Annotated in this window: 14 protein-coding genes, 1 tRNA gene and 1 pseudogene; 11 read left to right on the forward strand and 5 right to left on the reverse strand. The window is 63.1% G+C overall.

Translation table 11 applies throughout. The features are described 5' to 3' along the window. From ABJF10_RS19905 to ABJF10_RS19915, 3 genes and pseudogenes are all read left to right on the forward strand, one after another. Positions 1 to 955 (forward strand): annotated as a pseudogene (locus ABJF10_RS19905) (hypothetical protein); the annotation flags it as partial. A 107-nt stretch (positions 956 to 1,062) separates the two neighbouring features. Beyond that, entirely contained in the window at positions 1,063 to 2,787 is a 1,725-nt protein-coding gene (locus ABJF10_RS19910; RefSeq protein WP_348546356.1) for a hypothetical protein, read from the forward strand. Positions 2,788 to 2,819: 32 nt separating this feature from the next. Beyond that, positions 2,820 to 3,509, forward strand: coding sequence for an SGNH/GDSL hydrolase family protein (locus ABJF10_RS19915; RefSeq protein WP_348546357.1), 690 nt, complete (start codon positions 2,820 to 2,822; stop codon positions 3,507 to 3,509). 27 nt (positions 3,510 to 3,536) lie between these two features. Here ABJF10_RS19915 and ABJF10_RS19920 read toward each other — a convergent pair whose 3' ends face one another. Genes ABJF10_RS19920 through ABJF10_RS19930 form a run of 3 tightly spaced genes read right to left on the reverse strand, consistent with a single transcriptional unit; the run spans position 3,537 to position 5,316 of the window. After that, positions 3,537 to 3,914 carry a cytochrome c gene (locus ABJF10_RS19920; protein WP_348546358.1) on the reverse strand — a complete coding sequence of 126 codons (378 nt, stop codon included), beginning with the start codon at positions 3,912 to 3,914 and terminating at the stop codon, positions 3,537 to 3,539. Between the two features lie 7 nt (positions 3,915 to 3,921). Beyond that, positions 3,922 to 4,350 carry a DUF2231 domain-containing protein gene (locus ABJF10_RS19925; RefSeq protein WP_348546359.1) on the reverse strand — a complete coding sequence of 143 codons (429 nt, stop codon included), beginning with the start codon at positions 4,348 to 4,350 and terminating at the stop codon, positions 3,922 to 3,924. A 6-nt stretch (positions 4,351 to 4,356) separates the two neighbouring features. Next, positions 4,357 to 5,316: a metallophosphoesterase gene (locus ABJF10_RS19930; protein ID WP_348546360.1), complete on the reverse strand. Its 960-nt coding sequence runs from the start codon at positions 5,314 to 5,316 to the stop codon at positions 4,357 to 4,359. Positions 5,317 to 5,474: 158 nt separating this feature from the next. On the opposite strand from ABJF10_RS19930, the gene ABJF10_RS19935 reads away from it, so the two are divergent. The 8 genes from ABJF10_RS19935 (at position 5,475) to ABJF10_RS19970 (ending at position 12,857) form a co-directional block, all read left to right on the forward strand. Next, the gene (locus ABJF10_RS19935) at positions 5,475 to 6,002 is read left to right on the forward strand and encodes a sigma-70 family RNA polymerase sigma factor (protein ID WP_348546361.1); all 528 of its coding nucleotides are present in this window, start codon (positions 5,475 to 5,477) and stop codon (positions 6,000 to 6,002) included. Further along, positions 5,999 to 6,757, forward strand: a complete 759-nt coding sequence (locus ABJF10_RS19940; protein WP_348546362.1) for an anti-sigma factor — start codon at positions 5,999 to 6,001, stop codon at positions 6,755 to 6,757. The genes ABJF10_RS19935 and ABJF10_RS19940 overlap by 4 nt, the downstream gene beginning before the upstream one ends. A 71-nt stretch (positions 6,758 to 6,828) precedes the next feature. Next, positions 6,829 to 6,913 (forward strand) — tRNA-Leu (locus ABJF10_RS19945). A 153-nt stretch (positions 6,914 to 7,066) separates the two neighbouring features. Next, positions 7,067 to 8,665: a hypothetical protein gene (locus ABJF10_RS19950; RefSeq protein ID WP_348546363.1), complete on the forward strand. Its 1,599-nt coding sequence runs from the start codon at positions 7,067 to 7,069 to the stop codon at positions 8,663 to 8,665. Then, the gene (locus ABJF10_RS19955) at positions 8,653 to 10,242 is read left to right on the forward strand and encodes a GMC oxidoreductase (protein WP_348546364.1); all 1,590 of its coding nucleotides are present in this window, start codon (positions 8,653 to 8,655) and stop codon (positions 10,240 to 10,242) included. The genes ABJF10_RS19950 and ABJF10_RS19955 overlap by 13 nt, the downstream gene beginning before the upstream one ends. Before the next feature lie 2 nt (positions 10,243 to 10,244). Continuing rightward, the gene (locus tag ABJF10_RS19960; RefSeq protein WP_348546365.1) at positions 10,245 to 11,081 is read left to right on the forward strand and encodes an NAD(P)-dependent oxidoreductase; all 837 of its coding nucleotides are present in this window, start codon (positions 10,245 to 10,247) and stop codon (positions 11,079 to 11,081) included. Continuing rightward, complete coding sequence (locus tag ABJF10_RS19965; RefSeq protein ID WP_348546366.1) at positions 11,078 to 11,893, forward strand: polysaccharide deacetylase family protein; 816 nt, start codon at positions 11,078 to 11,080, stop codon at positions 11,891 to 11,893. The genes ABJF10_RS19960 and ABJF10_RS19965 overlap by 4 nt, the downstream gene beginning before the upstream one ends. After that, entirely contained in the window at positions 11,886 to 12,857 is a 972-nt protein-coding gene (locus ABJF10_RS19970) for a glycosyltransferase family 2 protein (protein ID WP_348546367.1), read from the forward strand. The genes ABJF10_RS19965 and ABJF10_RS19970 overlap by 8 nt, the downstream gene beginning before the upstream one ends. Here the strand turns inward: ABJF10_RS19970 and ABJF10_RS19975 are convergent, their stop codons facing one another. After that, the gene (locus ABJF10_RS19975) at positions 12,858 to 14,501 is read right to left on the reverse strand and encodes an NADP-dependent glyceraldehyde-3-phosphate dehydrogenase (protein ID WP_348546368.1); all 1,644 of its coding nucleotides are present in this window, start codon (positions 14,499 to 14,501) and stop codon (positions 12,858 to 12,860) included. A gap of 207 nt (positions 14,502 to 14,708) precedes the next feature. Next, positions 14,709 to 15,446: Gfo/Idh/MocA family oxidoreductase (locus tag ABJF10_RS19980; protein WP_348546369.1), on the reverse strand; the 738-nt coding region annotated here is incomplete at its 5' end.

Below are 15,446 nucleotides of genomic sequence, written 5' to 3' on the forward strand. Positions count from 1 at the left end.
GGCCACGGTCGAGGAAGCCGAAACCTTCCCTTCCCGTGGAGAAGTCAACGCCGTGCGGCAGGAAAACGTGGAAATGCGCGCCACGGTATCTGCCCTGCGCGAAGAGATTTCCGCGTTACGCCAGGAGCACAAGGCGACCACCGAAGGCGCGGGAGCGACCGTGAGCCGTGAGGAATACGAACAGGTGGTCGTCGAACGTGAATCGCTCAAGGAAACGCAACTGCGGCAGGAGGAGGAGATCAATCGTTTCAAGACCGATCTCGCCATTTTGAAGCGGGATCGCCTGAACTTGCAACTCGCCTACGATGGAGCGCAACGCGAACTCGAGCACTTGCGCCGCAAGTTGAGCGGTGCGGACGAGGAGCCGGCGTTGCCACCGGTGGAGGCGGCCGCAGTCGTGGCGGCGCAGGCCGACGAAGTGCGCATCGAATTGCCCAAGGCGCCCACGCTGGTCACTCCCGCGCTCGTTCCACCGGCAGCCCCTCCGGCGCCAGCTGAGAGCGCGGACGTCGCAAAGCCCGAGACATCCGAAGCACCGGTGCCGCTGGCTCCCGCGGCCTCGATGCCTTTCAAGCCTCTGTCGAAACCATTCGCTCCTCTTTCGAAGACACCTTCAGCCCCCGGGGTTCCCGGACAGCCGCCGAAGCCATCGGCCCCGGCCGGCTTGCCGCAAAAACCCGCGGTGCTACCCTCCCGGGAGGCCGCGCTGGCGGCCGCTGCCGTGACCAAACGATCGGGCGCGCTCAACAGCAACGGCGTTCGCCCCTTGCCACCACCGACCGGCGTGCCGCGCCATGCGGATGCCAAGCCGGGCGTGCCCGCTCCAGCGGTCACACCGGGCGCTGGTCAGCGTCCGCTGCCCGTGGCCAGACCGCTGCCGCAGCCGGCGGGGAAACTGCCCACGGTGCCCGCCCCGAAGATCGGCCCCAAGGGGACGCAAAAGATCACGGAATAGGTGATTCGGGAACGCGCGCGCCTCTGCTGTTGGCATCGGCGCGAATTTCGGGTTGAAGGGGGCATGCCGCCAAACATCTTCCGCCCGCCTGCCTTGCGCGTCTCGCGTTGCGCACCGCGCCCATGAGCGAGGAGGTGCGACCCGCCGATCCCGCTCCGGTCGAGGACGGCGCCATACCCCCGGGCGAGAAAAGCATCGGCGCCATCCTGTTCTTCGTGGCGTTCGCGCTGCGTTGCTTTTACGTCTTCCGCTATCGCTACGACAGCGACGAGCCGCAGCACTTGCACACCACGTGGGGCTGGACGCAGGGGCTGCTGCAGTACCGGGACTTTTTCGACAACCACACGCCGCTCTTTCACATCCTCTTCGCGCCGCTCGTCGCCGCGTTGGGCGAACGGACGAATATCCTGGATTTCATGCGGTTGGCGATGGTGCCGCTCTGGTTGGTGTCGCTGTGGTGCGTGTGGCTCATAGGCACGGCGCTGTTTTCGCGGCGCGTGGGGCTCTGGGCGACGGTGCTGATCAGCCTGCTGCCCTGGTGGTTTTTCTGCTCCGTGGAATATCGCACCGACAATCTCTGGACCCCGCTCTGGCTGGGCGCGGTGGCCACGCTGGTCTGCGGACAGTTCTCCAAGCGCCGCGCGTTTTTCGGCGGGTTGCTGCTGGGGTTGTGCTTCACCGTTTCCTTGAAGACTTCGCTGCTGTGCGCGGTGCTGGCCATGGCGGTGTTCTGCACGTTGCTGATCGGCGCGCGGCGGCTCGGCCTGGCCGGCATCGGTCACATTCTTGCCACCGCCTGGCCGGTGCTCGTGGGCATGGTTATCGCGCCCGCAATTTTAATTTCTTTTTTTTACCTGAAGGGGGCGTGGGAGCCGTTCTTTTACGGTACGATCAAGCACAACCTCGTGCCGGACGTGGACGCGAAGAATCATCCCTCCCGCCTGCGCCTCGTCTTCTGGATCGCGCTGCCCTTTCTCCTCGCCATCGCTACCTGGATTGCCCATCGCGCGCCGGATACCGCCCGGGCGTTGCGGCGGGCGGGTTTGTTCCTGCTGGCCGGGATGTACTACACCGCGCTCTACACCTTTTGGACGCTGCTTACCCGTCAGGATTATCTGCCATTCTATCCGCTGGCGATGGTGTTGCTCGCGCCTCTCCTCATCGCGGGCGCCCATCGCTTCCTCGCGTCGCGGGCGGCCTCCGGCCTCGCGGGAGTGGGGGTGCTGCTGATCATCCTGGTGCTCGGTGGGCGCCCACCATGGATCGATGGGACGCAACGCGAGCGGGAGATTCTCGGCGAGGTGCTGCGGCTCACCAAACCCGGCGAATACGTCATGGATTTCAAAGGTGAATCGGTCTTTCGCCAGCGCGCATTTTTCTACGTCACCGAACCCCTGACTTTTGTGCGGATGCGCCGCATGATCCTGGCGGATACGGTGGCCGAGGATCTCCTGGCGAAACGGGTGTTCGTCGTGCTGAATCAGGATCGCTGGTATCCGAAGAACGGAGCGCGGTTCATGACGGAGAACTACCTCGCCGTGGGGCGCATGCGGGTGGCTGGAAAGGTGATCGCCGGCAAGCCGGTGACCGCAAACGACGCGATCCGCTTCGACGTGGCCGTCCCGGCTTCGTATGCGATCTGGGCCGATGGTCAGGCCATCGCCGGATCACTCGATGGATCGCCAAACACCGAACCACGCGAATTGACGGCTGGGTTGCATGAATTCACGCCCGACGCTGCACACGGGCCGGTGGCGATCTTTTGGGCACGAGCTGCCGAGGCAGGATTTAAGCCCGTGGTTGATCAAGTCGGCTGGCAGGATTTTCGCTGACTATTGGGGTGTTGCCCGCGCATGCTGACACCATGCGCTTTCCTCTCCTTTCGTTTTGTTTCCTGCTCCCGCTTTTCGCGAGCCTGGCGCCGCAGCTGCGCGCGGAGACGGCGCCTGATCCGTCTGCCAAATGGGAAAAGGAAATCGCCGCCTTTGAGGCGAAAGATCAGGAGAACCCGCCGCCCAAGGGAGGCATCGTTTTCGTAGGCAGTTCGAGCATTCGCAAGTGGACGACGCTGGCGGAAGATTTCCCTCATCACCAGGTGCTCAATCGCGGTTTCGGTGGCTCGCAACTCATCGACAGCGTGCATTTCGCCGACCGCATCGTCCTGCCCTACGAGCCGCGCATGGTCGTCCTCTACGCCGGCAGCAACGACATCCACGCGGGCAAATCGCCCGGGCAGGTCTTCGCCGATTTCCGGGCCTTCGTGGAAAAGATCCACGCGAAGCTGCCGAAAACCGAGATCGCCTACATCTCCAACGCGGGCAATCCCTCGCGCTGGGCGGAAGTCGAGCAGGTGAAAGCGGCCAACGCGATGATCGAGAGTTACATCCAGGGGAAAGACGGCTTGAAGTTCATCAATGTCTTCCCCCGCATGTTAGGCAGCGACGGATTGCCCCGGCCGGAAATCTTCGTCGCGGATCGCCTGCACATGAACGCCGCCGGCTACAAGATCTGGACGGAAATCGTCGGTCCGTTTCTGCCCGCTCCGGATCGTTGAGGAAACGGGGACGAAGCGGTGGGTGATTCATCGCAACGTCCGGAGGTACTCGGTGAGGTCCGCGATGTCGTCCGAACCATGTTTCTTCGCGAAGGAGGGCATTTCATCCGGGATGCCAGTGCGAATGACTGCGGCGATGCGCGCGTTGCCGATGCGTAACGCGTAGAGATCCGGTCCATCGCCATCCTCGCCACTGCCGCGCGCATCGTCGCCGTGACAATGCGCGCAGCTTTGGACGAAGAGCCGCCGCCCGTGTTCGACGGACGGCGGCCTGGGTGGCACCGCTGCCGGGGCGGCGGTGGGTGCTGTGGAAGAAGCGCGACCGAGATCGAAGAGGCCGGAGACGGAGCATCTGGCGACCAACAGGGCGATCCGGAAGGCCTGGCCTGGCAGGTGATGTTGCATGGCCCGGCTAACCGCGGTTGAGGAGTTCACCACCCCAATAGCCCGCGCCGCTCATCAATGCCGCGGCGAGAAACATGAGGGCGAGATACGCCGTGGGTGGTTTCTCCGCAGCAGTCTGGCGGGTGATGACGCGCCATGTGGCCAGCCCGACCATGAGGGCGAAAGCCGGCCACACGAACTGATGATGGTGCAGCAGCGTTCCATGGCCCCAGACCTGCCATTTGGTGATCACCAACCCGGTGGCGACCGCGGCATAACTGCCCAGCGCGCCGAGCACGAGGGTGATTGTGGCCGTGGATCGCAACGCGCGCTGCCGTTCCGCCGGGCCGCGGAAAAGGCTCGCACTGTCGCAGAACGTAGAGACCAGCATCAAAGCGATGGGGAAGTGCGTAAACGCCCCATGCGCCTTGGACCAGATGGATGGATCGGTCAGCACGGCGAGTTACCGGGTGGCGGCCAGCGAGGAATCGATGATCGCGAGGGAATGCGCAGTCTCCGTGTAGGAAACACTCGTGATGCCGAGGTAACTGCGCAGCTTCTCCGCGGGCACCGCCATGGGTCCGGCCTTGGGCGCGCTGCCGGGCGTGGGCTGCGGGAAAGCGGTCGAGCGCGCGGTGTGGAAGGTGATGTTTCCCTCGACTTTTTGCATGGCCTGGTGAATGTGGCCGTTGAGCACCGTGACCGAGCCGAAGGGCTGGAGCATCTCCAGCGCACGCGCCGAGTCATCCGTGCCCCAGCCCCACTGCGCGTAGATGGTCCAGAGCGGGATGTGCGCGAAGACGACGATCGGCGTGCTCTTCTTCAGCGCGGCCAGGTCTTTTTGCAGCCAGTCGAGCTGTTCCTGGCCGAGCACGCCGAGACCGCCTTCTTTCACGGTGGCCACATTGACCAGCCCGATGAAATGCAAGCCGCGCTGATCGAAGCTGTACCAGCCGGTGCCCTGGGTGCCCTTGCCGAAGCGCTCGAGATACTGCGCGCCGTTGTCGCTCAGCACGTCGTGTTCGCCAGGGACGAATAAGACCTGCTTCGTCTTGCAGTCCTTGAGCATCTGCTGGAGATCGTCGAACTCCTTGGTCTCCGAGAGTTGGGTGAGATCGCCGGTGTGCAGGATAAAATCCGGCGCCTGCGGCAGCGCATTGATCCGCGCGATGGTCTCGCGAAAAGTCGCGGCGACATCGGGGTTGGCCGGTTTGTGAAAGCCGATGTGGCTGTCGCTGATCTGCACGAAGTTAAACGTCGCCGCGGCCTCTGCGGCGTTGGCCGTGCCGCCCAGCATGCGCGAGCTGAGGATGCCGCCGGTGACGCTGAACAGCACGCCGGTGCCGGCCCAGGCCATGCATTTCAGATAGCCGCGGCGGTCGATTTGGTCTTCGTTGGAATTTTCGGTGATGTAGTCGGACATAGGATGGAGTTGATGTTGGTTAAGGGCGCGATGTGCGCCTCGCCGATGAAGACCGGAACACCCCTCGCGATATTCCCCGCTTGCCCCCGGAAAAGTGTCGGGGAATAAAATCGCCGCTCCACCGGTCTTGCTTAGATTAGACCCACTATCGACACGCCTTGCCCGACGCCTCTGCCAACTTCGACCAGACCATCCTGCCGCACCTCGATGCGGCCTATAATCTTGCGCGCTGGCTGATCGGCAACGAGCGAGATGCCGAGGACGTGACGCAGGAGGCCTGCCTGCGCGCCTTCAAGTTCTTCGGGGGATTTCGCGGCGGCGACGCGCGGTCGTGGCTGCTGACCATCGTTCGGCGCACCGCATGGAGCTGGCTGCAGAGCAACCGGCGGCACGAGGAAGCCGTCGAGTACGACGAGGAATTGCACGGCGGGGTGGATGTGGCACCCAGCCCGGAGACCACGCTCATCCGCGCCGGTGATGTGGACGCCGTGCGGCAGGCGATTGCTTCGCTCCCAGCGGTGTTTCGCGAGGTGCTCGTGTTGCGCGAACTCGAAGACTGCTCCTACAAGGAGATCGCCGACATCGCCGGCGTCCCCATCGGCACGGTGATGTCGCGGCTCACCCGCGCCCGCCGTCACCTGCAAGCCGTGCTTTCCAATCAACCGCAAAGCGGAGGTCTTTCATGAATTGCCAGCAAATCCAAAAACTCATTCCCGCGCATCACGATGGCGAACTGGATGCGGCGAATACCATGCAAGTCGACGAGCACCTCGCCGATTGCCCGACCTGCTTCGGCAGCCTGCGCCAGCTTTCCGCGTTACGCGGAGCATTGCAAAATTCGGACCTGCGCTTCTCCGCGCCCGCCGAGTTGCGTCGCAGCATCTCCGCCGCGGTCGAGCAGGCCGCGAAGGCCGAGCGGGAGACCACGACCGCCCATCGGCCATGGTTCCAGTATTCGGGCTGGGCGGCGGCGGCTGTCTTGTTGATCGCTTCCTCCCTCGCGTTCCATTTTTCCTCCGCCCGCAACGAAGACGGCCTGCTCGCCGATCTCACGGCGAGTCACGTGCGCTCGTTGATGGTCGATCACCTCACCGATGTCGCCTCGACCGATCAGCACACCGTCAAGCCCTGGTTCGACGGCAAGCTCGACTTCGCCCCACCGGTGAAAGAGCTGCGCGAATCCGGCTTCCCGTTGCTGGGCGGCCGCCTGGATTTCATCGATGGCCATCCTGCCGCCGCCCTCGTCTACGGACGGCAGAAGCACTTCCTCAATCTCTTCATCTGGCCGGCCAGCACGCCAGCGCCGGAGGATCTGAGGGCGGGCCAGCGCCATGGCTACAACATTATCCGTTGGTCCGATGGGAAAATGGCCTGCAGCGTGGTGAGCGACTTGAACGAAACCGAATTGCGCGAGTTTGTGCGTGATTGGTCCGGCAAGTAGCGCGCCGTCTTCCCTTCGAGCCGCAAAACCCTTGCCCGCCCGGGTCCTCGCTGGCAGTGTCCGCCGCAATCGGCGCCGTGGTGAAATGGCAGACACAGCGGACTTAAAATCCGCTTGGGCGAAAGTCCAGTGCGGGTTCAAGTCCCGCCGGCGCCACCCCCTGCCTTGCGCGGCCTGGTGGTGAAAAGCGCTTCACAAAACGTCGCCCATGCCTTTCCTTACCGCACCTATGCAGTTGAGCCCAATCGGTTAATGGAGACGCCTGTTTCCCTGTCCCCCGCGAATGGAGGGCTCGAGGTACGCGCCCCGGTGACGACGCCACTGGCCCGCCCGGCCGATGAAAGCTGGACGGTTGCCCTGCGCAACATCCTGTGCTGGTGCCTCCCGGCGCTGTTTTTGGGCCTCGCGCTGCGGATTGCGGTGACGTGGTCGATGCCCTGCGGCTACGTGCAATACGACAGCGCGGATTACCTCCTTACCGTCGATCGCTTGATCGAGAAGCACCAGTTCTACGTGCATAGCAAGCGCTCCTACCTCACGCCGGCACTTTTCAGCGCGGCCTTTTTGCTGCCCATACCGGCGACGGCGACGATTGCCGCTGCCCAGCATCTGATGGGGCTCATTGGCATCGTGCTGGTCGGTGCGCTGGTCCGTCTTTGGTTCCGCTTCTGGCGGGTGGCGATCATTCCCGTCACCGTGCTCTTTGCCGCGAATCCTTCGATCATCTGGTACGAGCATACCATCATGGGCGAAGCGCAGTTCCTGTTCTTTACCTTGTTGCTGGTTTTCGCCGGGACTGTTTTCGCTCTTCGACCGACCACCCGGCGGTTTGTCTGGTTCATCATCTGTCTGCTGCTGGTTTTCGGGACGCGGCTCGAGTCGAAGACGTTTTTGCTTTTCGCCGTGCTGCTCGCGGTCCTGCCCCTTTGGAAACAATGGCGCCGTGCGGCGCTGGGCCTCGCGGCGGTGGTGCTGGCCTATGCCGTGGCTTTTCATGTCGGCGGGGATCGCGATGTTTCTTCCCTCGTCTATGCCTCGCTGCTCCGCTTCGCTCCGGCCACCTCCCGCTCCACGCCGGACATCATGCCGCGCATCGTTCCCATCCAGGAAGCAGCCCGCCGCGCCTCGGTGGAATTACCCGCGAATCTGGTACATTTCCAAAAGGAGATCAACCATGCGGTTGGAGGCTACGTCGTCGAGCGGTTCAAAGGACGAAAGAAGCAGGCGCCCGAGGAAGGCCGCATTGTCCGCGGTCTCTGTCTCGAGACTTTGCAAGCGGAGCCCGTGAAGGTTTTGATCGAGCCATGGATCAAATTCAGTTTGGCGCTCGACGCGTGGAGCAGCTATTGCTGGGACAAGCGATCGCTGTGGGAGAACCAGCGTCTGGCCTATACGGGGAAGGACTGGATGATCGGCGTGCTCGGCCGCGGGCTCACCGGCCAGCCAATGACGACCGAGCGGCTTTCCGATTGGCTGAAAGAGCACTACAGCGAGGCACGCGTGGCGTGGTTTACCCGCTACCAGAAAAACTGGAGCAAGAACCTCATCCATTTCCGCACGCCGGACCGCACCATCACGGAGAAACGCTGGGTGCACGATTTCTATGGCGGGGTGGCGGATTGGCAGCACACCATCCCCGGCGTGCCCTTCTTTTACATCGTCGGCTTCCTCGGGATGATCGCGGCGATCCTGCGCCCGTCGCCGCTGCGTCCGCTGCATTTCGCCTGGGTCGCCACGGTGCTGGGGGGCTTGTACGTGGCCTCGATGGTGGGTGTGACCAATGGCCGCTTTCGCTTCGTCTACGAGCCCTTTTTCCTTTTTTACCTGTTCCTCTTTTTTGATTGCGCGGCGGATTATTGGAAATCGCTGCGTGATCGTCGGGAAGCATCCCGCGCATGTTCTACGTAATCGGTTCCGGCCCGGCGGCCATCTCCGCGGCGATCGCCCTCACCGGGCGTGGATTGCCCGTCACCATCCTCGATGCGGGGCGGACGTTGGAGAAGGAGAAGCAGGAGATTCTCCACCGTCTCGGGGCGCTGCCGCCGGGGCAATGGCCGGCGGCGGATCTCGATACGTTGCGGGGGGGCGATCAAGCGAAGCGCCAGGGCTCGATCCATGTGAAGCTCACCTATGGCTCGGACTATCCGTACGCGGGTGCGGGCGCCTCGCTGCTGGACACGGAGGAAGAGCCGCCTTTCCACTACTCCGAGGCTCGCGGTGGCTTGAGCAACGTCTGGGGCGCGTCGCAACTGCCGGCGCGCGCGGAGGATATCGCCGATTGGCCGATTAGCCTCGCTGATCTCGAGCCGCACTACCGCGCGGTTTTCGATTTCATGCCGACGACGGCCGTGACCGACGATCTTGATTCTCTCCTGCCGACCTACACGGACCGCGGCCAGGACCTCCGACCGTCGCGCCAGGCGGAGGAGTTTCTCCACGCCCTCCAGTCGGAGCGCGCGCCTTTGCGTCGGGCGGGTCTGCACTTTGGCCGCTCCCGGATGGCGGTCACCGCGACGGGCGACGCGCAGCTCCCCGCATGTGTGCACTGCGGCCTGTGTCTCTACGGCTGTCCTTACGGGCTCATCTATTCCACGGCGACGACGCTGCAGCGCTTGATCGAGGAGAAGAAAGTCACCTACCTCGACCGGCACAGCGTGGAGAAACTGGAGCCGCATGCGGATGGCGTCACCATTTTCGCCCGCGACCTCGAACGGCAGCAGACGGTCACGTTCCAAGCGGCCCGCGTCTTCGTCGGCACCGGCGTCCTGCCCACCGCCGCGATCGTCTTGAACTCGCTCGGGGCCTTCGATGAACCAGTCGAGATGCTCGACAGCCAGTATTTCATCTATCCGTTTTTCCGTCTGCGGCGGACGCCCGATGTGCAAACCGAAGAACTGCACTCGCTGGCCCAGGCCTTCATCGAGATCGATGACCCGGCGATCAGCGCTCATCTCGTCCATCTCGAAATCTTCAGCTACAGCGACTTCCTCCAGCGCGCGTTAATGGCCACGCCGTTGCGTTTCTTCCTGCGGTTCCCGTGGATCGCGGAACAGATATTTGGCCGTCTCCTGGTGGTGCAGGGCTTTCTGCACTCGAATGACTCCGGCCGTCTCGGCATCACGCTGCGGCGCAATGCCACGGGCCAGCCGCAGTTGCATGTCGAGCCCCGGCCCAGCCGGCACGCCTGGTGGGCCAGTCTGAGAGCGGGGCTCAAGCTCGCGGCCTGTGCCCGCTTGCTCGGCGGCGCGCCAGTGGTGCCGGCACTGCAATTCGCCGAGCCTGGCCGCAGCTATCATTCGGGCGGCACGTTTCCCATGCGCGCGCGGCCGGGAAAATGGGAGACCGACATTCTCGGCCAGCCGACCGGCCTGGAGCGCGTGCATCTGCTCGACGCCTCGGTTTTTCCCAGCATCCCCGCGACGACCATCACGCTCACCGTCATGGCCAACGCGCACCGCATCGCCACGCAAGTGGCGGATCTCTGACCATGCAATGTGCCATCACCGGTGCGGCAGGACACGTCGGCTCCGCCATCGCGCGCTGCTTTCGGTCGCATGGTTGGGACGTGCTGGGATTTGGCCGCCGGAGCCTGACCTACGCGCAGCGCGTTCCTTATGAACTCGGCGACGATCCCCAGCGGCTGCCTTGGGGAGAGGTCGATGCCCTCGTCCACTGCGCCTATGATTTTCGCGCGAAAAACTGGCGGCAAATCCACGAGGTGAATGTCGACGGCAGTGTTGCCCTGCTACGCGCGGCCCGGGAGCGGGGAGTGAAGCGCGTCGTCTTTATTTCCTCGCTCAGTTCTTTTCCCGGCTGCCGCTCGCTTTATGGGCGGGCCAAACTCGAAGTCGAGGAAGCGGCCTTGGAACTGGGCTGCACCGTGGTGCGTCCCGGACTGGTCTGGTCTGATACCACCGGCTCGTTGATGCGCGCCCTGGAGAACGCGGCGCGTGGCCGATTCGTTCCGCTCATTGGCGACGGCTCGTATCCCCAATACCTGATCTTCGATGACGACCTGGCGGTACTGGTCTTCGCCCTCTGCCAGCCGGAGGCGCCGGTCATCGGACGAGCAGTCTCCGCGGCGCATCCGCAAAAGCATTCCCTTCGCGGCTTGCTGCAATTGCTGGCGAGCAAACAAGGCAACCAACCCACGTTTGTCCCCATCCCGTGGCGCCTGATGTACGCCGGGTTGAAGACCCTGGAGACACTGGGCTTGCCCGCGCCGTTCCGCAGCGACAGCCTCCTCGGGATTGTGTTCCAGAATCCTGCGCCGCAATTTGCTCTGTCGGAAGTTCCCGGGATGACTTTCCGCCCCTTCGCGTGAAGACGTTTCTGTTCAGCATCGACCTGGAAGAGTTCTACGCCGAGCGCGCGGAATTCCACCGCACGCCGCTGCCGGAACTCGTCGAGCGCTATCTCGGTTTCTTGCGCCGGCGGCAGATGAAGGCCACTTTTTTCGTCGTCGGCGAGATCGCGAAAAAGTTCCCGGCGGTCATTCGCGCCATCGCCGCAGAGGGACATGAACTGGCCTGCCATACGTTCGATCACGTGCCCCTCGATCAACAGGACGCGGCGTCGCTGCGCGACGACCTGCGGCGCAATCTCGACGCGCTCGCGGAATTCGCGACTACGCCGGTCCAGGGTTTTCGCGCGCCGATTCTCTCGCTCGGTGAAAAGCAGCGGTGGGCCTATGAAGTCCTCGCCGGCCTTGGGTTCACCTACTCGAGCAGTGTGCTCCCCGCGCGCAACCCGCTGCATGGCTGGCCAGGCTTCGGCTTGCGGCCGCGCCGAATCGACGGCGTGCTCGAAGTGCCCGTGACCCTGAGCTCTTTCTTTGGTCTCGAGGTCCCCATCGGCGCGGGAACCTATTTCCGCTGCCTGCCCTTTGGCTCCATCCAGCGGCGCTTCGCCGATCACGCCGCCGCCGATACGGCCATCGTCGGTTACTTTCATCCCTACGATCTCGATACGGCGCAGGAACGGGTGATGTCCCGCGGCGTCGGCGGCCGCCGTCTGCTCAACGCGCTGCTCTATTTCAACCGCTCCGGCACCCTCGCCCGACTCGAATCCATCCTCGACGCCGGATTCCGCATCGTGCCATATCGCGATTTCATCCCAATGCTCGTCCATGCCTGATCGCCCCAAGATCGCCGTCGTCATCCCTTGCTATCGTGTACGCGACAAGATCGTGGACGTGGTCGATTCGGTCGTGGCGCTCGCCGATTTCGTCATCGTCGTCGACGATTGCTGCCCGGACAAATCGGGCGCACATTTGCGCAAAGCGCACTCCGATCCGAAACTCACCGTCGTTTTCCACGAGGCAAACCAGGGTGTGGGTGGCGCCATGATCACTGGATTCAAGACCGCGCTCGATCTCGGCGCGGACATCGTGGTGAAGATGGATGGCGATGGCCAGATGGAGGCGAAACATCTTCCGCGCCTCATCGGGCCGTTGGCCGCCCGCAAAGCCGATTTCGCCAAGGGTAATCGCTTTTACGATCTCCGCGCGCTGCGCACCATGCCGCTCGTCCGCCGCCTCGGAAATTTTGGCCTCACCTTGCTGAGCAAGGCGGCCAGCGGATTCTGGCACCTCTCCGATCCGACCAATGGTTTCTTCGCCCTGCGAGCCAATGCCCTGCGGCTCCTCAATTTTCACCTCCTCGCGCCGCGCTATTTCTTCGAGATCAGCCTGCTCATCCAGCTTAACGTCATCCGCGCTGTCGCCCTCGACGTGCCCATCCCGGCGAAGTATGCCGATGAAAACAGCTCCCTGAGCCCGTGGCGCGCGCTCTGCACGTTTCCGGCGAAGCTCGCCGGCGGCCTCGTGCATCGGATCTGGTGGCGCTACTTCATCTACGATATCAATATCGTCACGGTCTTTCTCATGACCGGCGCGCTGCTCTTTTTCGGTGGCGGAGCTTTCGGCGCCTGGCGCTGGAGTAACAACTGGCTCTACGGCCGCGAACAAAGCGCGGGCACGGTCGCCCTCGCCATGTTACCGGTGATTCTCGGTTTCCAGATGCTTCTCCAGGCCGTCGTCCTCGACATGATGGACAAGCCAGACGGACCGATCAGTGACGTGCTCGACGCCGGGGCCTAGTTACAGGATGAAATCTGTGTGCAGGAAGCTGGAGTGACGCCCGGCGACGATCTGCTGGATGATGTCGCGACTTTGCTGGGTCGATTGCGCCGCGACCAGTGAGCGAATTGAAAAGCACCGCAGCGCATCGCTGATCGAGAGCGTGCCTTCCGCGGAATCCTTGCGCCCGGTAAAGGGCAGGGTATCTGGTCCGCGCTGGCACTGGGCGTTGATGTTGATGCGGGAGACCTGGTTGGCGAGGGGATCGACCAGCTTGGCGATCTTCTCCGGGTCGCGTCCGAAGACGCTGACCTGCTGGCCGTAGTTCGATTCCGCGACGAATTCCAGGAAGTCGCGCTCATCGCGATAGGAGCACACCGGGATGACCGGCCCGAATTGCTCCACGCTGTAAAGCTGCGCCTTGGGCGACACGGGATAAACGATTGCCGGGAAAAACAGCGTCCCACAGGCCGTGCCTCCCCCCGCATTCACGATGCGCGCGCCGCCGCCGATGGCATCCTGCACGTAAGCCTGCATCGCCCCCGGCTTGTTGAATTCCGGCAGCGGCGTGAGCTTGACACCCTTGTCCCAAGGCATCCCGATGGGCAGCGCATTGACCGCGGCGCTGAGCTTTTCGAGGAAGGTATCGACGATCGTTTCATGGACGAAGAGGAGCTTCAGCCCTGTGCAACGCTGGCCGTTGAAACTCAGCGCGCCGGTCACGCACTCGCGCACCGCGACCTCGAGATCGGCGTCGGGCATGACCAGTGCCGGGTTCTTCGCGTCTAGCCCCAGGATGCTGCGCAGCCGGTGCGGGCGCGGGTGCTGATGCTTGAGCACCTTGGCCGCGCGACTCGAGCCGATGAAAGCGAGCGCGTCGATCAAGCCGCTTTGCATGATCGGGCCGATGATCTTCGCACCCGAGCCGTAGATGTAGTTCACCACCCCCGGCGGAAAGCTGTCCGCAAACGCCTGCAAGATCGGCTGATGCGAGAGCGTGCCGAATTTCGGCGGCTTCACGACCACGGTATTACCCATGATGATCGCCGGGATCAGCGTGGTGTACGTTTCGTTCAGCGGATAATTGAACGGCCCCATCGAAAGGCACACTCCGAGCGGCGAACGGCGCACTTGCGCGATTACCCCGCTGTCGATGCTGAAGCGCGAATTGTTGCGGTCCATCTCCTTCAGCGCCTCGACCGTGAGCCGGATGTAGTCGACCGTGCGATCGAATTCCTTGCGCGAATCGTCGAGGCTCTTGCCGATTTCCCACATCAGCAACCGCACCACTTCGTCGCGCACCGCGATCATCTTTTCGGTGAATTTCTCCACCGCCGCGATGCGCCCGGCGACGCTCATCGTCGGCCACTCACCGCGGCCATTGTCCCAGGCGCGCACGGCAGCGTGCAGACCGGCCATCGCCGCCTCTTCATCCATCGAGGGCACATGCCCGATGATCTGGCGCTTGATCGTCTCACCTTCCCGCAGGCAAATCGGTGAACTCACTTCCGTGTATGGACCCGGCCACTCGCGCACCACCCCATCTTGGAGATAGAGCTTCTCGTAGCTCGTGGGATTGGGACGAAACTCAGCCGGAATGGTTTCGCTCGTCGGAAAAGAAGCCGCGAGACGCGCGGCCAGATCGTGGTCGGTATTGCCCTGCATAATGCCCTTAATGATTGGTGAACGTTGAACTGCGAACCCGCATCGTAGCGATGCGCGTCACGGAATCCAGCACAGACCGGCCTCAATCATTGTTGGCCACAAAAAGGCGCAAAAAACACAAAAGGGTGCGTTGGAACGCTTCTCTTTTTTGCGCCTTTGCGCCTTTTTGCGGCTATTCTACAGGGCGGTTTGGTGGCCGCCTTGCGCTTACGTCAACTCATTCACTCCCGGCACCGCCACAGGCGCGACCGGCAGCTTCGAGTCCCACTTGAGATCGGCCGGGAAGAGATTTTCCTTCGAATTCATGGCCTGTTCCCAGGTCACTTCCTTGCCGGTGTAGGCGGCCATGCGCGCCATGATCGCAGTCATTGTCGTCTTGGTGAAACGGTCTGACGTATTGATCGGCTTGCCGCTGCGGATTGAGGCGTACATTTCGTCGTGCTCGGTCTGGTAGCCGTTGTCCTTCAGCCCCGCGGGTGCGACGTAGCGCCACGGATTGTCGCTGTGGATGATGACGTGCCGCTTGCTGCCGCTCTCGCCTTGATATACGCCCTTCGTGCCGAAGACCTCATCCGTGTTCGCATTGTAGCAGCGCCCGATCTGCCGGCAGTAGTGGTAGCCTTTCACGCCATTCTCCCAGCGAAATTCCGCCGCGAAGTGGTCATAAATATTGCCGTACTCGCCGCCGGGTTCGCCGGGCCGCGCCTGGCGTCCGCCCACGCACACCACGCTGGCCGGCGGTTCGTCCTTCATCGTCCAGAGCATCTTGTCGATGCTATGGATGGCCTGCTCGACGATGTGATCGCCTGACAGCCAGGTGAAATAGTACCAGCGCCGCAACTGCCACTCGAGATCGGTTTTGGTGTTCTGCTTGTTCCATTTCGGATAGCGATCCACCGAGCCCGTGTAATACGTGTCTGCATTGATCTGCAACCGCGCCGCGTT

Source organism: Chthoniobacter sp., assembly GCF_040003245.1.
GTDB lineage: Bacteria > Verrucomicrobiota > Verrucomicrobiia > Chthoniobacterales > Chthoniobacteraceae > Chthoniobacter.